Below are 18,569 nucleotides of genomic sequence, written 5' to 3'. Positions count from 1 at the left end.
GGCGTGGCCTGGAGCGGCCCGGAAGGTGTGAATGCATCCGGCCGTCGCCGGGCGGGCTGCGCAAAGTGGCGGGTAGCGGATAGGGCACCCGGGGGACGCCAGCGGGTGCTTTGCCGGTGGTTTTCAGGTCTTTCCGGCCCCATGTCGGCGGGTTTGCTATCTCTCTCGCTATCTTTTCAATAGCAATCCTGCCGCCGCAGGCTCGGTGGAGGGGGTCGTCGGTGGTGCCGCGCCAGCAGGTCCGCAGGGATGCGCAGCGCACGCGGCGGCGCCGTCACGGGCGCATCACACCATGTAGGCGCTCGCGTCCGCGGGCGCCGTCCAGTCGATGGGGTCCTGCTGCAGCACCATGTCGATGTCCAGGCCCAGCGGCAGGCCGACCTCGGCGGGGAAGGACACGGCCAGCTCCTTGTCGCCCCAGCCCGCCTCGCGGCCCCAGGCGCGCCAGGAGGCCAGGTGCAGCACGCCGGCCAGCGGCCCGTACACGCTGTTGTCGAACGGCGCGTGCTGGTATTGCAGCGCATCGACGACCACCTGGGGCAGCTGCCAGCGCCGCGCCATGGCCGCGCTCACCGCCCCGAAGCCGTAGCCCAGCAGGCGCTGCTCCAGCCCCGGGCGGCGCGGGTCGAAGATGCCGACCAGGGTGTCGATGGAGCCGAGCTGCTCGGGGTGGCCCAGGTGGATGAGCAGCTCGCCCAGGCCGTGCAGCAGCCCGGCGGTGTAGGCGGCCAGGGAGTTCTGCCGCACGCTGCCGGCCAGCGAGCGCGCGAGCTTGGCGGTGTGCAGGCTGTAGCGCCAGAACTGCTGCATGTTCACGCCCGGCACCGAGCGCGAGGTGGTCCCGAGCGGCGCGGAGCCCACCAGCAGGCGCAGCTCGCGCACGCCCAGCAGGGCCAGGGCCTCGGGCACGCCGCAGATCTGGCGCTCGGCCTGGAAGGCGGGGGAATTGGCCTTCTCCAGCAGCCGCGCGGCCAGGGCCGGGTCGGTGCCGAAGATCTGCGTCAGGCGCCTCAGGCTGGGCTCGGGCTGCGCGAGCTCGCTCATCAGCAGCGCCACCGCGCGCGGAAGGCTCGGCAGCGCCACGGGGATTTCCAGCAGGGCGTTCAGCTCCATGGATGCGATCGGCCGGACGGGGTTGAAGGGATGCGACCGATTATCCATGCTCAATGCAACGATTCTTACCGCTGCTTACCCTGCAGTTTCGCGAAGGCCGAGGCCATGGCCGAGGGCGGCGCCGGTTCCTGCGCGCGGCGCTGCGGCTGCGCATGGCCCCGGCCCGCGCCCTCGAAGCGGTTCTCGCGCGGGCCGCGGCCGTCCCCATCGCGGCGCGCCGGCGCGGCATCGAGCTTCATCGTGAGGCTGATGCGCTTGCGCGCCGCGTCCACCTCCAGCACCTTCACCTTCACGATGTCGCCGGTCTTCACGACCTCGCGCGCGTCGTTCACGAACTTGTGGCTGAGCTGGCTCACGTGCACCAGCCCGTCCTGGTGCACGCCCAGGTCCACGAACGCGCCGAACTGCGCCACGTTGCTCACCGTGCCCTCCAGCACCATGCCGTCCTTCAGGTCGGCGATGTCCTCGACGCCGTCGTTGAAGCGCGCCACCTTGAAGTCGGGACGCGGATCGCGGCCGGGCTTCTCCAGCTCGGCCAGGATGTCCTTGACGGTGATGGCGCCGAAGCGCTCGTCGGCGAACAGCTCGGGCCGGAGCTGCTTGAGCATGTCCGCGCGGCCCATGACCTCGCTCACCGGCTTGGCCGCGTGCGCGAGGATGCGCTCCACCACCGGGTAGGTCTCGGGGTGCACGCCGGTCATGTCCAGCGGGTTGTCGCCGCCGCGGATGCGCAAAAAGCCCGCGGACTGCTCGAAGGTCTTGGCGCCCAGGCCGCTCACCTCCATGAGCTGCCTGCGGCTGCGGAAGGCGCCGTGGGCCTCGCGCCAGCGCACCACGGCCTTGGCCACGCTGCCCGAGAGGCCCGACACGCGCGAGAGCAGCGGCGCGCTGGCCGTGTTCAGGTCCACGCCGACCGAGTTCACGCAGTCCTCGACCACGGCGTCGAGCATGCGCGCGAGCTCGCTCTGGTTCACGTCGTGCTGGTACTGGCCCACGCCGATGCTCTTGGGGTCGATCTTCACCAGCTCGGCCAGCGGGTCCTGCAGGCGCCGCGCGATGCTGGCCGCGCCGCGCAGGCTCACGTCCACGTCGGGCAGCTCCTGGCTCGCGTATTCGCTGGCCGAGTAGACGGACGCGCCGGCCTCGCTCACCACGACCTTCTCGAAAGCGAGATCGGCCTTCGCCACCAGCTTGAGCAGGTCGGCCGCGAGCTTGTCGGTCTCGCGGCTCGCGGTGCCGTTGCCGATGGCCACGAGCTGCACGCCGTGCTTCTGCACGAGGCGCGCGAGCGTGTGCAGCGAGCCGTCCCAATCGCGGCGCGGCTCGTGCGGGTACACGGTGGCCGTCTCCACCAGCTTGCCGGTGGCGTCCACCACCGCCACCTTCACGCCGGTGCGGATGCCGGGGTCCAGCCCCATCACCGCGCGCGGGCCGGCGGGCGCGGCCAGCAGCAGGTCGCGCAGGTTGTCGGCGAAGACCTTGATGGCCACCTTCTCGGCCTCCTCGCGCAGCCGCGAGAACAGGTCGCGCTCGGTGGAGAGGCCGAGCTTCACGCGCCAGGTCCAGGCCACGCACTTGCGGATCAGGTCGTCGGCGGGCCGGGCCGCATGGCTCCAGCCCAGGTGCAGCGCGATGCGGCCTTCCGCGATGCTGGGCTTGCCGGGCTCGGGCTCCACGGGCAGCACCAGCTTGGCCTCCAGGATTTCGAGCGCCCGGCCCCGGAACACCGCCAGCGCGCGGTGCGAGGGCACACGGCCGATGGGCTCGTCGTAGTCGAAATAGTCGCGGAACTTGGCCACCTCGGGATCGGCCTCGTTCTTCGATTCGACCTTCTTGCTGCGCAGCAGGCCCTCGGCCCAGAGCCATTCGCGCATCGACTGCACGAGGGCCGCGTCCTCGGCCCAGCGCTCGGAGAGGATGTCGCGCACGCCGTCGAGCACGGCCCCCACGGTGGAGAAATCGGCGCCCGGCTTGCCGTCGTCCAGCACCTCGGGCGGCCGCAGGAAGGCCTGCGCCTCGGCGGCGGGGTCGAGCGCCGGGTCGGCGAAGAGACGGTCGGCCAGCGGCTCGATGCCGAACTCCCGGGCGATCTGGCCCTTGGTGCGGCGCTTCTGCTTGTAGGGCAGGTAGAGGTCTTCCAGCTCCTGCTTCGTGGGCGCGGCGGCGATGGCCGCGCGCAGCGCGTCGGTGAGCTTGCCCTGCTCGTCGATGGCCTTGAGCACGGCCGCGCGCCGGTCCTCCAGCTCGCGCAGGTACGACAGGCGCGCCTCCAGCTCACGCAGTTGCACGTCGTCCAGGCCGCCCGTGACCTCTTTTCGGTAACGCGCGATGAAGGGCACCGTCGCCCCGCCGTCGAGCAGCTCCACCGCTGCGCGGACCTGCTTTTCTTCCACCCTGATTTCCGTGGCCAGTTGCCGGATGATCTGCTGCATATCCCTTGCGAACGAACGTCGAAAAACGAAGCGGGCGAGTTTGCCATAGCAGGCGCGGCGCCCCGCTCCACGCCGCACGGCACAACAATTCGTGACATTGAGGCCACGGAGCCGCCGCCCGCCCTCCGACAATCGCCGCACCCTCCGCTGCGCCACGCAGCCACCGCGCAGCCCATGCCCTCCATGCCCCCCGTCGTCGTCGCCAGTCCCCTCCGGCCGGACCACGGTTTTCCCTCCGCGCGAAGGCCGCGCGGCGGGGCCGCATCGGCGATAGTTCCGCCCCATGCAAGAATCCCTGTTCGGCGACGACCTCCCGCCGCCGCCACCACCGCCTCCGCCCGCCCCCGGCAAACCGCCGGAAGCGCCAGAAGCCCCTGCCCCGGGCAAGCGCCGCCAGGGCATCGTGCCGATCACGCCCGGCGAGGACCTGATCGCCCTGGCCGCCGCCCTGCCCCCCACGCTGCGGCTCGGCGGCTCCTCCTGGAGCTACCCCGGCTGGAAGGGGCTGGTCTGGGAGAGCGAGCACTCCGCGCAGGCCCTGGCGCGCAACGGCCTCTTCGCCTACGCGCAGCACCCGCTGCTGCGCACCGTGAGCATCGACCGGGGGTTCTACCGCGCGCTCACGGCCACCGAATACGAGCACTATGCCGCCCAGGTGCCCGACGATTTCCGCTTCATCGTGAAGGCGCCCAGCCTCGTCACCGATGCGCTCGTGCGCGCCGAGGACGGACGCGGCCGCGCGCCCAACCCGGCCTTCCTGGATGCGACGCTGGCCGCGCGGGAATTCGTCGAGCCCGCGCTGCAGGGCCTGGGCCGCAAGACCGGCGCGCTGGTGTTCCAGCTCAGCCCGCTGCCCATCGCGCAGCTCGACCGGCTGCCCGAGGCCATCGACCGCCTGGGCGCCCTGCTGCGCGCCATGCCGCCGCTCGCCTCCGCCGCGCCCGACGGCGTGCTGGCCGTGGAGGTGCGCGACCCGCAGTGGCTGTGGCCGGAATATCTGCCGCTCTTCGCCGAGGCCCTGCGCTCGGCCGGCGCCACCTACTGCCTGGGGCTGCACGCCAGGATGCCACCGCTCGAAGAGCAGCTGCCGCTGCTGCGGCGGCTCTGGCCCGGGCCGCTCGTCTGCCGCTGGAACCTGAACCCCGTGCACGGCGCCCACGGCTACAAGGACGCGGAAGCCCTCTACAGCCCGTTCGACCGCATCGTCCACCCCGCGCCCGAAGTGCATGCGGTGCTGGCCCGCACGCTCGCCGGCGTCACCGGCGCGGGGCAGAACGCCTTCGTCGCCATCAGCAACCACGCGGAGGGGTGCGCGCCGCTCACCCTCCGCACGCTGGCCGACCGGGTGGTGGCGCTGCAGCCGCAGGGCTCCGCCGCGGCACCCCGTTAGCTACATTTTCAATAGCAAACAATGTAGAAGATACGGCGACATGGAGCGGTTTCAGTGCCCAACCTGCCCTGAAGGCGGCGTCTGGCGCATCCGCAGCATGCTGCACACGCCCGCCAGCACCGCGCAGCCCGCGGCGATCCACAGCGCCACCGTCTCGGCCTGGCCGCCCCGCGTGCCCCACAGCGCGAAGATCACCGCCAGCAGCACGGCCCCCAGGGTCTGCCCCGTGAGGCGCGCCGTGCTCAGCATGCCCCCCGCCGCGCCCGCGCGGTGGATCGGCGCCGAGGTCACGATGGTGTGGTTGTTGGGCGACTGGAACAGCGCGAACCCCGCGCCGCACAGTGCCATGCGCCAGGCCACGCCCAGCGCGCCGGGATCGGCGGGCAGCATCGCCAGCGCCAGCAGGCCCGCCGCCAGCACGGCCATGCCCACGCCGCCCAGCACCCCGTCGGACACCCGCCCGATCAGCCGCCCGGCGAGCGGCGCCACGAGCACGATGGCCAGCGGCCACGGCGTGATCAGCAGCCCCGCCTCCACGTGCGAGCGGCCGTGGGCCTCCAGCAGCAGGAACGGCAGCGACAGGAAGGCCAGCATCTGCGCGCAGAACGCCGCCACCGACGCCCCCATCGACAGCGCGAACACCGGGATACGCATCAGGTCCACGGGAAAGAGCGGCGTCGCGTGCCGGCGCTCCAGCCGCACCTGCCGGCGCAGGTACACCACGCCGACGGCCACGCCGGCCAGCAGCGTCAGCGCACCCGCCAGGGGGGTGCCGCCGCCCTCCTCCCGCACGCCGAGCTGGTCCCCGCCCACGAACACCAGGGCGAACATCAGCATGTTGAGCAGCACGTCCAGCGGCGAGAGCCTCGCGCCGCCGCCGTGGCCGGCCCGCGCCGGCGCCGGTGGATTGAAGGGCAGCGCGCGCCGCCCCAGCCAGAGCGTGGCCAGCCCCAGCGGCAGGTTGATCGCGAACAGCATGGGCCAGGACGACACCGACAGGATCGCCGCGGCCACCGAGGGGCCCGCCACCGACGAGGCCGCCACCACCAGCGAATTGATCGCCAGGCCCTGGCCCAGTTGCGCGCGCGGATAGGTCAGCCGCACCAGTGCCGCGTTCACGCTCATGATCCCCGCCGCCCCCAGCCCCTGCACGGCCCGCGCCGCCACCAGGGTCGCGAGCGACGAGGCCAGCATCGCGCCGATGGACGACACCGCGAACAACAGCATCCCCAGCAGGTACACGCGCCGGTAGCCGATGCGCTCGCCCAGCGCCGCCAGCGGCAGCAGCATGCCCAGCGTGGCGATCTGGTAGGCGTTCACCACCCAGATCGCCTGCGGCGCGCTGGCGCCGAGCTCACGGGCGATCGCGGGCAGCGCGAGGTTGACGATGCTGCCGTCCAGCACCGCCACCGCGATGCCCAGGATGATCACCAGCATCGCGCGCCCGCGCGCCGGCTGCGCGAGCCCGTCCGGCGGCGCGCCATCGCCGGGGCCCCGGGGGCCGACCTGCAGGGCCGGCACGGACAGCGGTTCGGCGGGGAGCCGCTTCATCCGCGCGCTCCCGGCCCGGCGCCAGCGGCCCTGGCGCGCCCGAGCGTGGCCCAGCAGAGCACCGTGCCCAGGAACGCCCCGGCCGCCATGCCCACCACCATCGGCAGGGGCCGGCCGTCCGCGAACAGGCCCACCAGCCCCATCGCCACGGCCCCCGCCAGCATCTGCAGCGTGCCCATCAGCGCCGAGGCGGTGCCGGCGATCGCGCCGTGCTCCTCCAGCGCCAGCACCGAGGTCGTGGGGATCACCAGCCCCATCAGCGCGCTGGCCATGAAATACAGCCCGATCAGCACCGCCAGCCGGTCGCCGCCCGCGAGGTAGTAGGCCAGCAGCACGGCCATCACCAGGCCGCTGGCGGTGGCCGCCACCTTCACGATCGGCGCCAGGCCGAAGCGTTTGCTGAGCACGCCGTTGAACTGCGCCATCGCGAAGAACGCGGCCGCGTTGAAGGAAAACGCCAGGCTGTACTGCGTGGGCGTGAAACCGTAGTGGTTGATGAGCACGAACGGCGAGCCCGCGAGATAGACGAAAAACCCCGACATCGCGCAACCGCCGATGAACACCAGCCCCAGGTAATGCCCGTCGCGCAGCAACTGCGCATAGGCCCGCAGCACATCGGCGAGATGGCCCCGCGCCCGGTCGGAGGGCGGCAGCGTCTCGGGCAGCGCCGAGCGCACCAGCACCAGCCCGGCCAGCGCCGCGCCCGCCACCACCCAGAAAACGCCCCGCCACCCCGCGAGCGCGATCACCCCGCTGCCCGCCAGCGGCGCCAGCAGCGGCGAAACGCTGAACACCAGCATCAGCAGCGACATCAGCCGCGCGGCCTCGTGCCCCGTGTGCAGATCCCGCACGACCGCGCGCGGCACCACCATGCCCGCCGCCGCACCCAGCCCCTGCAGGAAGCGCAGCGCCAGCAGCGTCTCGATGTTCGTCGCCAGGGCGCAGCCCACGCTGGCCAGCGTGAACAGGCCCAGACCGAAGAACAGCGGCGGCTTGCGCCCCACCCGGTCCGACACCGGGCCGTAGAGCAGTTGCCCGGCACCCAGCGAAACGAAAAAGACCGTGAGGCTCCACTGCACCGCGCCGACCTGCGCGCCCAGGCCGCGCCCGATCTCCGGCAGCGCCGGCAGGTACATGTCGATGGCGAAGGGCCCGATGGCCGAGAGCAGCCCCAGCACGAGGGCCATGCGCAGGAATGGCGAGGAAGGCGAAGACATCACCGCATTGTCGCCAGGACCCTCATCCCACGGGCACGCTGCGGCATGTGCGGCAGCGCTACAGGTACTTGAGCCAGGCGAGGTCCTTGCGCCGCGCCTTGAAGGCACCGAACGCGCGCACCGGCCTGTACAGCAGCACGGCCAGCACCGCCGTGCACAGCCAGATCTGCCACATGGCATCGAAACCGAAATACCGCCCCTGGTTGTTGCCCCACACGGACTGGGCCGAGAGATAGAGCGCCTTCAGCACATACAGATGGAGCACATAGAAGAACATGGGGGCCGCGCCGAAGACAGCCAGCACCGCCAGCCACGGCGCGGGCCGGGCCCGCTCGAAAGCCCGCAGCAGCCACAGCCCGATGCCCAGCGTCAGCGCCACGAAGAGCAGCGAGGGCGGGTACTTCGTCACGTTCAGGAAACCCATCAGCGTGAGGAGCGGCGTCTCGCCCGCCGCCCAGGCCTTGTCGCCGTACACGTTCACCCAGCGCAGCGCCACGAAACCCGCCAGCAGGGCCAGCGCCCAGCCCGCCAGCCGCCGCTGGCGCGCCGCAGCGTCCTGCGACGCGCGGAACCACGGGCCCGCGGCATAGCCCAGCGCGATCACGCCGATCCACGGCAGCACGGGATAGGAAGTGCGCAGGCGCAAGACATCCTCCGAACCGATCCATCCCCGGTCGTGCAGGATCGCCCATGGCACGTGCAGCGCATGCCCCTGCGGAAAATGCAGCCCGTCGAGCAGGTTGTGCCCCGCTACCAGCGCGATGCCCAGCGCCACCAGCGCGCCCCGGGGCAGCCAGAGCAGCAGTGCCAGCGCCAGCATGCTCAGGCCGATCGCCCAGATCACCTGCAGGTACACCACCTTCGGCGGGAACTGGAACGTCCACGCGAAATTGACCAGCGTGACCTCCAGCAGCACCAGGAACAGCCCCCGCTTGAACAGGAAGGCCATGGCCGCGCTGCGGGGGTCGGCCTGCCTCGCACCATAGAGGAACGCCGACAGCCCCGTCAGGAACACGAACACCGGGGCGCAGACATGCGCCAGCATCCGGCTGAAGAACACCGCGGGCGACGTGTCGGCCACCACCATCGGGTCCATCACCTGCTGATGCAGGAAGAACGTCTCCCGCACATGGTCCAACAGCATGAACAGGATCACCAGCCCGCGCAGCGCATCGATCGATTGCAGGCGTGGCGCGGCGGACAAGACTGGAGGGGAAGACGCAGATGACATGGACAACCGAATGGCGTGAAAGAGCAAAGCGCAATCCAAAAACCCGAGCGGAAAAAACAAAAGCGCCATAGCGTTTTGACCGCTACAGCGCTTTCAATGTTTTTAATCTTGCTGATCCCGATCCGATCGAATCTCGACCGAATGGCGGAGTGGACGGGACTCGAACCCGCGACCCCCGGCGTGACAGGCCGGTATTCTAACCAACTGAACTACCACTCCTGGCAGGCAGCGTTCGCTTGCATATCCATGCAAGCCAAGTGCCACGAACTTGGCGACCCTACGGGGATTCGAACCCCGGTACTCACCGTGAAAGGGTGATGTCCTAGGCCTCTAGACGATAGGGTCAAAACCTCGGAACCGATTTACCGTTTTAGTTTGGTGGAGGTAAGCAGGATCGAACTGCTGACCTCTTGCATGCCATGCAAGCGCTCTCCCAGCTGAGCTATACCCCCGAATATCCTGGCATTTGCCAAAATACCGGCCTTTGCGCGAACTACCTGCAAAGGCTGAATAACTGGCGGAGTGGACGGGACTCGAACCCGCGACCCCCGGCGTGACAGGCCGGTATTCTAACCAACTGAACTACCACTCCTGGCAGGCAGCTTTTGCTTGCATATTCATGCAAGCCAAGTGCTACAAACTTGGCGACCCTACGGGGATTCGAACCCCGGTACTCACCGTGAAAGGGTGATGTCCTAGGCCTCTAGACGATAGGGTCAAAACCTTGGAACCGATTTACCGTTCTCTTTTCAGTTTGGTGGAGGTAAGCAGGATCGAACTGCTGACCTCTTGCATGCCATGCAAGCGCTCTCCCAGCTGAGCTATACCCCCACTTCGATAACCGCGATATTTATTTATCGCCGTCATCTCCTGAGCCTTGAATTATAGACAGCTTTTCAGGCGTTTCGCAATCTCGCAGCAATTTTTTCGCGCCCGAGCAGTTCCAGCACCGCATCCACGGACGGCGTGTGCGCCGTTCCCACCGTCAGCACGCGCACCGGCATCGCCAGTTGGGGCATCTTGAGGCCATGGGCCGCCAGCACTTCCTTGAACGCGGCGGCGATAGCGGCCTTGTCCCAGGCGCATGTGGCCAATGCCGTAGACAAGGCCTCGATGGCCGGCTTCACGGCATCCACCACGTGCTTGGCGCGCTCTTCCTCGTTCGGTGCCACCTCGCCATAGAACACGTGGGCCCAGTCGGCCAGTGCCACCAGGGTGTCGCAGCGGTCCTTGAACAGCGCACAGATGCGCGGCAGGCGGCCGTCGCCGAGTTCCCCCGCAGGAATGCCGCGGGCCTGCAGGCGCGGGGCGATCCATTCGGCCAGCCGCTCGTCGGGCGTTGCCTTCAGATGCTGTGCATTCACCCAGCGCAGCTTGGCCTCGTCGAACTGCGCCGCGCTGCGGCCCAGGTGGTCCAGGTCGAACCAGGCGAGGAACTGCTCGCGCGAGAAGATTTCGTCGTCTCCGTGGCTCCAGCCCAGGCGCGCGAGGTAGTTCACCATCGCCTCGGGCAGATAGCCTTCGTCGCGGTACTGCGTGACGGCCTTGGCGCCGTTGCGCTTGCTCATCTTCTCGCCCTGCTCGTTGAGCACGGTGGGCAGATGGGCATAGACCGGAGGCTCCTTGCCCAGCGCGCGGAAGATGTTGATCTGGCGCGGCGTGTTGTTCACGTGGTCGTCGCCGCGGATCACGTGGGTGATGTCCATGTCGATGTCGTCCACCACCACGCAGAAGTTGTACGTGGGCGTACCGTCGGGGCGCGCGATGACGAGGTCATCCAGCTCGTCGTTGCTGATCTCGATGCGGCCCTTGACCTTGTCCTCCCAAACCACCGATCCACCGATCGGATTGCGGAACCGCAGCACAGGCTGCACGCCCGCCGGCACCGGCGGCAGCGTCTTGCCCGGCTCGGGGCGCCAGGTGCCGTCATAGCGGGGCTTCTGCTTGGCCTGCATCTGCCGCTCGCGCAGTGCGTCGAGTTCCGCCACGCTCATGTAGCACGGATAGACCAGCCCCTGCGCCTGCATCTGCGCCAGGACAGCCTTGTAGCGGTCCATGCGCTGCATCTGGTAGAACGGACCTTCGTCGGGGTCCATGCCCAGCCACTGCATGCCCTCCAGGATCACGTCCACGGCCGCCTGGCTGGAACGCTCCACGTCGGTGTCTTCGATGCGCAGGATGAAGTCGCCGCCCGTGGCGCGGGCGAACGCCCAGGGGTAGAGCGCGGAGCGGATGTTGCCGAGGTGGATGAAGCCCGTGGGCGAAGGCGCGAATCGCGTGCGCACGCGCAGCGCGCCCGCCGCGGCGGTGTCGGGAGAATGGCTTTGGCTCATTGCAGGGTATCCAGGCCGCGCGCGAGGTCGGCCTTCAGGTCTTCGATATGTTCCAGGCCCACGGCGACGCGGATCAGCCCCTGGCCGATGCCCGCGGCCTGCCGCTGGTCTTCGCTGAGCCGCCCGTGCGACGTGCTCGCGGGATGGGTGATGGTGGTCTTCACGTCGCCGAGGTTGGCCGTGATGCTGCAAACGCGCGTGCTGTCGATCACGTGGAACGCGCACTGGCGCGCCGCGTCCACGCCGGCGGACTTCACGTCGAAGGACAGCACCGCGCCGCCCAGGCCCGATTGCTGGCGCATCGCCAGCGCATGCTGCGGATGGGACGCCAGGCCCGGGTAATACACCCTGGCCACCGATGGATGCGATTCCAGCCACGCTGCCAAACGCAGCGCGTTGTCGGCCTGCGCCTTGACGCGGATGGAGAGCGTCTCCAGCCCCTTGAGCACCACCCAGGCGTTGAACGGCGAGAGGTTCATGCCGGCGCTGCGGATCATCGGGCCGAGCTTCTCGTCGATAAGCGAGCGCGGGCCGCACACGGCACCCGCCATGACCCGCCCCTGCCCGTCGATGAACTTGGTGCCCGAATGGATGACGAGGTCGGCACCCCACTTCGCGGGCTGCTGCAGCGCGGGCGAGGCGAAGCAGTTGTCCACGGCCAGCAGCACGCCCGCCTCCCGCGCGATGGCCGAGAGCGCGGCGATGTCGCACAGGTCGGTGAGCGGATTGGTCGGCGTCTCGGCGAACATGAGCCGCGTCTCAGGACGCAGGGCAGACTTCCAGGCGAAGGCATCGGTCTGCGGCACGAAGGTGGTCTGCACGCCGAACCTCGACAGCTCACCGCCGATCAGCTTGATGGTGGAGCCGAACATGGACTGCGAGCAGACCACGTGGTCGCCCGCCTTGAGCAGCGCGAGACACATCAGCAGGATGGCGGACATGCCGGTGGCCGTGCCGATGGCGGTCTCGGTACCCTCCATGGCCGCGAGGCGGCGCTCGAACGCGGTCACCGTGGGGTTGCTGGTGCGCGTGTAGGTATAGCCCTCCTCCTCGCCGGCGAATCGGCGGGCGGCGGTCTCGGCATCGGGCTGCACGAAGCTGCTGCTGAGGTACAAGGCCTCCGAATGCTCGCCGTACTGGCTGCGCGGGATGGACTCCCGCACCGCGAGCGTGTCGGGATGCAGGCCTTGCGGCAGGCCCGCCCGCTCGACGTTGGAATCAGAATCCATGGCTGCCACCCCTCTCAAGCGTCCTGCGCATTGGGCAATGCCAGGCGGGACGTGTCCTCTTCCTGCTCTTCGACGCCGACACGGCCTTCATTCAGCCGCGCAATGTCCTGCGCGGTGATGTCGCCCGTCACGTACACGCCGTCGAAGCACGATGCATCGAACCCTTCGATGCTGACGTTGAGCGAGCCCACGGCCTTCTTCATCGCGTTTACGTCCTGGTAGATGAGCGCATCGCAGCCGATGGCCTGCCGCACCTCTTCCACCGTGCGGCCATGGGCCACGAGCTCGCTGCTCGTGGGCATGTCGATGCCATAGACGTTGGGATAGCGCACGGGCGGCGCGGCGCTGGCGAGATACACCTTGCGCGCACCGGCATCGCGGGCCATCTGGACGATCTCGCGCGAGGTCGTGCCGCGCACGATGGAGTCGTCCACCAGCAGCACGCTGCGGCCCTTGAATTCGCTCCCGATCACGTTGAGCTTCTGGCGCACGGACTTCTTGCGCACGCCCTGCCCCGGCATGATGAAGGTCCGGCCCACGTAGCGGTTCTTCACGAAGCCCTCGCGGTAGGGAATGCCCAGCAGGTGCGCGAGCTGCGTGGCGCTCGGGCGGCTGGATTCGGGGATCGGGATGATCACATCGATCTCGCTCGGAGGCACGGTGGACACCACGCGCTTGGCCAGCGCTTCGCCCAGGTTCATGCGGGCCTGGTAGACCGAGATGCCATCCAGCACGGAATCGGGACGGGCGAGATAGACGAACTCGAAGATGCACGGGTTGAGCTGCGGCGCCTGCGCACACTGCTTGGAATGCACCTTGCCGTCGGGCGTGATGAACACCGCCTCGCCTGGCTGGATGTCGCGCTCGAAGGCGTGGTTCGTGCCCTCCAGCGCCACCGACTCGCTGCCCACCATCACCGTGCCATCGCTGCTGCGGCCCATGCACAGGGGGCGGATGCCATGGGGATCGCGGAAGGCAAGCAGGCCATGGCCCGCGATGAGCGCGATCACGGCATAGGAGCCCTTCACACGCTGGTGGACGGCCCGCACCGCCGAGAACACATCCTCGACCTGCAGCGGCACGCCACGCGTCGCGCGCTCCAGTTCGTGAGCGAACACGTTGAGCAAAACCTCGGAGTCGCTCTCGGTGTTGGTGTGGCGATGGTCCGTGGAAAACAGCTCGGACCGCAGGGACTGGGCATTGGTGAGGTTGCCGTTGTGCACCAGCACGATGCCGAACGGCGCATTCACATAGAAGGGCTGCGCCTCTTCCTCGCTGTAGGCATTGCCCGCCGTGGGATAGCGGACCTGCCCCAGGCCGACCGTGCCCGGCAGCGCCCGCATGTTGCGGGTGCGGAACACGTCGCGCACCATGCCCTTGGCCTTGTGCATGAAGAACTTGCGTTCCTGCTGCGTGACGATGCCCGCGGCATCCTGCCCCCGGTGCTGCAGCAGCAGCAAGGCGTCATAGATCAGCTGGTTGACGGGAGCCGAGCTGACCACACCGACGATTCCACACATAGTTAGCGTTCCATCCAAAGGCGGGCCCGGCCCGCAATACCCCAAAAACCCGCCGCGGCCCCCTTGCGGGATGGCCGCCACGCGTACGAAACAACAGCATTCATCCGGGCAGGTGCCGCCCGAGCGCCTCCGGGATCGCCGGCTTCAATGTGGCCAGCATCTCGGTCCATATGGGGACCATCGCGGACTCTTTCCACCATACGGCCTCGTGGATCGGTGTCCACAGCGCCACGAGGGTGGCCGCCAGCAGCAGGATCAGCCCGCGCAGCAGGCCGAAAGCCGCCCCCAGCGTCCGGTCGGCGGGCCGCAGCCCCACCGCCTCGATGAGCTTCTTGGCCAGCCATGCGAGAAACCCGCATGCGAACACCGTGCCAACGAACACCACCAGAAATCCCGCCGCATGGCGGATGGAGCCCCCCGATTCGCCGATGGGCAGCCACGCCGCCGCGTCGGCGGCCCACCACTGCGCCACGAAGAATGCAAGCACCCACCCCGCCAGCGAAAGCACCTCGTACACCAGCCCGCGCCACGCGCCCAGCAGCAGCGATGCCAGCAGCGCCGCCACGAAGATCCAGTCCAGCGCCGCCATGCCGCAAGCCCGAGCCGATGGCGCTACAGCGTGAGCACCGAGGCCGACAGTCCCAGGCCCTTGATGCGCGCCGCGGCCTTGTCGGCCTCGGCCTTGGTCGAGAACGGCCCGACCCGCACGCGCGTGCGCTTGCCGTCCTTGGTATCCACGACCTGCGTGTAGGTCTTGAGCCCGGAGCGCTCCAGCGACTGGCGCACCTCGCGCGCCTTGTCGGCATCCGCGAAAGCCCCGACCTGCACGATCAGGCGGAGGTCCTCGGACTTCGCGGCAGCGGCGGGCGCTGCGGAGCCGTCGCGCCCTTCGAGCAGGGCGCGGGCACGCGCCGCATCGTCGCGGGGCGCAGCGGGCTGAGTCTGTGGCCTGGACTCCGCAGCGGGAGCCGGTTTCGGCTCGGGCTTCGGTTCCGGCCGGGATTCATGCGCGGGCTTGGCGGCGGGCTTGGGTTCCGCCACCTTCGGCGCCGCCGGGCGGCTGTCGGCGTGCACCTCGGGCTTGTGGGGCGTGGCGACGGCTGCGGACCGGGAAGGCGGCACGACCTCCTCGCCATCGGACAAGCCGGCCGACGGCGATCCGGAACCGGAGGGGGCGGCAGACGCCGCCGCCGACGGGGTTGCGGGCGCGGACTCGGGCACCACGAGAGGCGCAACCTTGTTGCGATCGGGGATGTCGATGGGGATATCCACCGGAATGGGCCGGGGCTGCGTGTCGAAGAGCATCGGGAAGCCGACGATGCCGACCAGCACCAGCACGGCCGCGCCGATGAGGCGGTGGCGGGCGCGCCGCCGCATCACCTCGATGCTCTCGGCCTGGGCGCCGCTGCTGCTGCGCGACCGCTTGGCGGGCTTTTCGGGCTGCTCCTTGCGGCCGGGCCAACGAAACTTGAAAAATGCCATGGGTGCGGTGCGGACTCGTGCGCTGGTGATGGAACTCTCAAGCGCCCAGATGCTTGGCGTGCAGGCGGGGCGTCCCGTGGAGCAGCACGCCGCCTACCGTGTAGAAAGAGCCAAAGACCACAATTCTATCAGCCGGCTCTGCCGCAGCGACGGCCGCATCGAGTGCCTGCTGCGGGTCCGCGTGCAGGCTGGTGGCCACCTGCCGCCGCCCGCCCGCCACGATCTGCAGCGCATTCCATTTCTGCTGCAAAACCGCCGCCGTCTCGGCGCGCGGCGTGGGCAGGTCGGTGAAGTACCAGCGGTCCACCAGGGGCCCGACCTTGGCGAGCATGGGCGACAGGTCCTTGTCGGCCATGGCGCCGAAAACGGCATGGGTGGTGGGGAAGAAACCCATCGCATCCAGGTTGGCCGCCAGGGCCGCCACGGAGTGCGGGTTGTGCGCCACGTCCAGCACCAGCGTGGGCTGGCCCGGCACGATCTGGAAACGCCCGGGCAGCTCCACCATGGCGAGGCCGGTGCGCACCGCCTGGGCGGTGATCGGCAGCCGGTCGCGCAGCGCCTCCAGCGCGGCCAGCACGCCGGAAGCGTTCACCAGCTGGTTGGCCCCGCGCAGCGCCGGATACGCCAGCCCGGCATAGCGCCGCCCCCGGCCCGCCCAGCCCCACTGCTGCTTGTCGCCGGAAAAGTTGAAATCCTGGCCGAACCGCCAGAGATCCGCGCCGATGGCCCGTGCATGATCGATCACGCTCTGCGGCGCCATGGGGTCGCTCACCACGACCGGGCGGCCCGGGCGCATGATGCCGGCCTTCTCGCGGCCGATGGATTCGCGATCGGGGCCGAGAAATTCGGTGTGGTCGATGTCGATACTGGTGATGACGGCGCAGTCCGCGTCGATGACGTTCGTGGCGTCCAGCCGCCCCCCAAGCCCCACCTCCAGGATCGCGACATCCAGCCCGGCGCGGCTCATGAGCCGCAGGATGGCCAGGGTGGTGAACTCGAAGTAGGACAGCGAGACTTCCTGCCCGCCCCGGGTGCGGGCCGCCTCCACCGCAGCAAATTCCGCCATCAGCGCCGGCGCATCGGCACTCTCGCCCCGGATCCGGCAGCGCTCCTCGAAGCGCACTAGGTGGGGCGACGTGTAGACGCCGGTGCGGTAGCCCGACTGCAGGGCCACCGCCTCCAGCATCGCGCAGGTGGAGCCTTTGCCGTTGGTGCCGGCCACCGTGATCACGGGGCAGTCGAAGCGCAGTTCCAGGCGCTGGGCCACCTCCCGGACGCGGTCCAGCCCCATGTCGATGGTCTTGGGGTGGATGCGCTCGCAATGGGCCAGCCAGCCGTCCAGGGTATCGAAAGTGGTTTGCATAGAGCCCTGGATTGTCGCCGAGCCCGCCATGCCCGATGATCGCGGCCATGAGTACCCTCCATCCGATTGTTTACGGCATTCCCAACTGCGACACGGTCAAGAAGGCCCGGGCCTGGCTCGCGGAGCGCGGCATCGAATACCGCTTCCACGACTTCAAGAAGCAAGGCGTCCCGGCCGACCGGCTGGCGGCCTGGATGGCCTCGGCGGGCTGGGAGGCCCTCGTGAACCGCCAGGGCACCACCTGGCGCAAGATCGACCCCGCCGCGCAGGCCTCGGTGCGTGATGCGGCCAGCGCGGCGGCGCTGTTGCAGGCCCAGCCCAGCGCCATCAAGCGGCCCGTGGTGGAATGGTCGGGCGATGCCGCCGGCGAGGTGACCGTGGGCTTCCAGGACGCGCGATGGAACGAACGGCTGGCCGCCGCATCCAAACCCTGAACCCGGCGCCCACCTGCATCCGGAGAGGAAACTTTACGGAGTTTTACGGAGCCTCCCAGGGGGATTCACACCGGGTGCCTAAACTTTTCTGCAGGCCGGAGCGTTATATGCCGACCGAAAGGAGCTTCTCCATGAAAAAGATCATCGTGTTGACCGCCCTCGCCGCCCTCGCCGCGGGTGCGAGCGCCCAGGAACAGGGCCGCGTGCTCTCCGCCACCCCCATCACCCAGCAGGTGGCCGTGCCCCAGCAACTGTGCGGCAACGAAACGATTTATTCCGAATCCCGCCCCACGGGTGCGGGCGCCCTGCTAGGGGCCGTCGCCGGTGGCGCAGCCGGCAATGCGATCGGCAAGGGCAGCGGGCGGGCCGCCGCCACGGCGTTGGGCCTGATCGGCGGCGCGGTGCTCGGCAACAACATCGAGGGCGGCGGGCGCCCCGAATACCAGAACGTGACGCGCTGCACCAACCAGACGAACTACGAGAACCGCGTCGTGGGCTACGACGTGCTGTACGAATACGCAGGCCGGCAGTACACCACGCGCACCCAGCACGATCCGGGCGCCTGGATTCCGCTGAGCGTGCAGCCGCTGGCCAGCCAGCCGCGCGCGCCCGCCTACAGCAGCACCACGACCTATGTCCAGCCCGGCGTGGTCGTCTCCACCGTGCCCGGCCCGGCGGCCTACATGACCCCGCCGGCCGCCACGGTGATCGAGTACCGCGATGCCTACGGCCGTCCGTACTCGCCGCCGCGTGATCCCTACTGGCGCTGATGAGACCCCGCCGCCGCGCGGCGCGGCGGCATCCGCCTCCAAGGAGCCCTCCGGGCTCCTTTTTTCATGGGCCGGCGGACCCGCACCCCGGTGCCGCGGGCCACGGGAAGGCACGCAGGGAATCGACCTAGAATCTTCGGTTTCGCCCTCTCCTTTTCTTTCCACCTTCCCTGAGCAGCGCATCCATGACGACCGAAAAGATCGACGGCGTGTCCGTCACCACCCGAGCCAATGTGTACTTCGACGGCAAGTGCGTGAGCCACGGCATCGCCTTTCCCGACGGCACGAAGAAATCGGTCGGCGTGGTCCTGCCCGCCACGCTCACCTTCAACACCGGTGCCCCGGAAATCATGGAATGCGTGGGCGGCGCCTGCGAATACAAGCTGGACGGCAGCGACACCTGGGTGAAGTCCGGCGAGGGCGAGAAATTCAGCGTGCCCGGCAACTCCAAGTTCGAGATCCGCGTGACCGAGGCCTACCACTACATCTGCCATTTCGGCTGAA

Annotated in this window: 15 protein-coding genes and 6 tRNA genes; 4 read left to right on the top strand and 17 right to left on the bottom strand. The window is 69.2% G+C overall.

The features are described from left to right. Positions 1–285 precede the first annotated feature (285 nt). Together AX018_RS03655 and AX018_RS03650 are read right to left on the bottom strand one after the other, a co-directional pair. Positions 286–1,113 carry an HDOD domain-containing protein gene (locus AX018_RS03655; RefSeq protein WP_111875951.1) on the bottom strand — a complete coding sequence of 276 codons (828 nt, stop codon included), beginning with the start codon at positions 1,111–1,113 and terminating at the stop codon, positions 286–288. A 65-nt stretch (positions 1,114–1,178) separates the two neighbouring features. Beyond that, the gene (locus AX018_RS03650) at positions 1,179–3,545 is read right to left on the bottom strand and encodes a Tex family protein (protein ID WP_111875950.1); all 2,367 of its coding nucleotides are present in this window, start codon (positions 3,543–3,545) and stop codon (positions 1,179–1,181) included. Positions 3,546–3,828: 283 nt separating this feature from the next. On the opposite strand from AX018_RS03650, the gene AX018_RS03645 reads away from it, so the two are divergent. Then, positions 3,829–4,935 carry a DUF72 domain-containing protein gene (locus AX018_RS03645; protein ID WP_111875949.1) on the top strand — a complete coding sequence of 369 codons (1,107 nt, stop codon included), beginning with the start codon at positions 3,829–3,831 and terminating at the stop codon, positions 4,933–4,935. Between the two features lie 51 nt (positions 4,936–4,986). Here AX018_RS03645 and AX018_RS03640 read toward each other — a convergent pair whose 3' ends face one another. From AX018_RS03640 to folC, 15 genes are all read right to left on the bottom strand, one after another. After that, positions 4,987–6,372, bottom strand: coding sequence for an MFS transporter (locus AX018_RS03640; RefSeq protein ID WP_245951416.1), 1,386 nt, complete (start codon positions 6,370–6,372; stop codon positions 4,987–4,989). A gap of 110 nt (positions 6,373–6,482) precedes the next feature. Further along, positions 6,483–7,703, bottom strand: coding sequence for a multidrug effflux MFS transporter (locus AX018_RS03635; RefSeq protein ID WP_111875947.1), 1,221 nt, complete (start codon positions 7,701–7,703; stop codon positions 6,483–6,485). 58 nt (positions 7,704–7,761) lie between these two features. Then, on the bottom strand, positions 7,762–8,934 hold the full coding sequence (locus tag AX018_RS03630) for an acetyltransferase domain-containing protein (RefSeq protein ID WP_111875946.1): 1,173 nt from the start codon (positions 8,932–8,934) through the stop codon (positions 7,762–7,764). A 142-nt stretch (positions 8,935–9,076) separates the two neighbouring features. Further along, a tRNA-Asp gene (locus AX018_RS03625) sits at positions 9,077–9,153 on the bottom strand. 50 nt (positions 9,154–9,203) lie between these two features. Continuing rightward, positions 9,204–9,279 (bottom strand) — tRNA-Glu (locus AX018_RS03620). Between the two features lie 31 nt (positions 9,280–9,310). Further along, positions 9,311–9,386: transfer RNA gene (locus tag AX018_RS03615), tRNA-Ala, on the bottom strand. Between the two features lie 63 nt (positions 9,387–9,449). Then, positions 9,450–9,526 (bottom strand) — tRNA-Asp (locus AX018_RS03610). 50 nt (positions 9,527–9,576) lie between these two features. After that, positions 9,577–9,652 (bottom strand) — tRNA-Glu (locus AX018_RS03605). Positions 9,653–9,689: 37 nt separating this feature from the next. After that, a tRNA-Ala gene (locus tag AX018_RS03600) sits at positions 9,690–9,765 on the bottom strand. A 65-nt stretch (positions 9,766–9,830) separates the two neighbouring features. Beyond that, a complete protein-coding gene (gene gltX / locus AX018_RS03595; protein ID WP_111875945.1) occupies positions 9,831–11,267 on the bottom strand; it encodes a glutamate--tRNA ligase in 1,437 nt (478 codons plus the stop codon). Next, positions 11,264–12,496 (bottom strand): O-succinylhomoserine sulfhydrylase, encoded by a 1,233-nt coding sequence (locus AX018_RS03590; protein ID WP_111875944.1) that lies wholly within the window; start codon positions 12,494–12,496, stop codon positions 11,264–11,266. Before AX018_RS03590 ends, gltX begins: the two co-directional genes overlap by 4 nt. Positions 12,497–12,510: 14 nt before the next feature. Next, the gene (gene purF, locus AX018_RS03585; RefSeq protein WP_111875943.1) at positions 12,511–14,016 is read right to left on the bottom strand and encodes an amidophosphoribosyltransferase; all 1,506 of its coding nucleotides are present in this window, start codon (positions 14,014–14,016) and stop codon (positions 12,511–12,513) included. Positions 14,017–14,116: 100 nt separating this feature from the next. Then, on the bottom strand, positions 14,117–14,605 hold the full coding sequence (locus AX018_RS03580; protein WP_111875942.1) for a CvpA family protein: 489 nt from the start codon (positions 14,603–14,605) through the stop codon (positions 14,117–14,119). Positions 14,606–14,628: 23 nt separating this feature from the next. Continuing rightward, positions 14,629–15,498: an SPOR domain-containing protein gene (locus AX018_RS03575; RefSeq protein ID WP_111875941.1), complete on the bottom strand. Its 870-nt coding sequence runs from the start codon at positions 15,496–15,498 to the stop codon at positions 14,629–14,631. Positions 15,499–15,535: 37 nt separating this feature from the next. Further along, positions 15,536–16,861: a bifunctional tetrahydrofolate synthase/dihydrofolate synthase gene (gene folC / locus AX018_RS03570; protein WP_111875940.1), complete on the bottom strand. Its 1,326-nt coding sequence runs from the start codon at positions 16,859–16,861 to the stop codon at positions 15,536–15,538. Positions 16,862–16,896: 35 nt separating this feature from the next. Here folC and AX018_RS03565 point away from each other — a divergent pair, with 35 nt between their 5' ends. The 3 genes from AX018_RS03565 to ppnP all read left to right on the top strand — a co-directional run bounded on the left by AX018_RS03565 (position 16,897) and on the right by ppnP (position 18,568). Further along, positions 16,897–17,295: an ArsC family reductase gene (locus AX018_RS03565; protein ID WP_111875939.1), complete on the top strand. Its 399-nt coding sequence runs from the start codon at positions 16,897–16,899 to the stop codon at positions 17,293–17,295. A 131-nt stretch (positions 17,296–17,426) separates the two neighbouring features. Continuing rightward, complete coding sequence (locus AX018_RS03560) at positions 17,427–18,065, top strand: glycine zipper 2TM domain-containing protein (RefSeq protein WP_111876009.1); 639 nt, start codon at positions 17,427–17,429, stop codon at positions 18,063–18,065. A 185-nt stretch (positions 18,066–18,250) separates the two neighbouring features. Then, positions 18,251–18,568 carry a pyrimidine/purine nucleoside phosphorylase gene (gene ppnP / locus AX018_RS03555; protein WP_111875938.1) on the top strand — a complete coding sequence of 106 codons (318 nt, stop codon included), beginning with the start codon at positions 18,251–18,253 and terminating at the stop codon, positions 18,566–18,568. The last annotated feature ends 1 nt before the right edge of the window (position 18,569 follow it).

The sequence above is a fragment of the Paracidovorax anthurii genome (assembly GCF_003269065.1).
In the GTDB taxonomy this organism is placed as follows: Bacteria; Pseudomonadota; Gammaproteobacteria; order Burkholderiales; family Burkholderiaceae_C; genus Paracidovorax; species Paracidovorax anthurii.
This window is presented reverse-complemented; position numbering and strand designations above follow the sequence as displayed.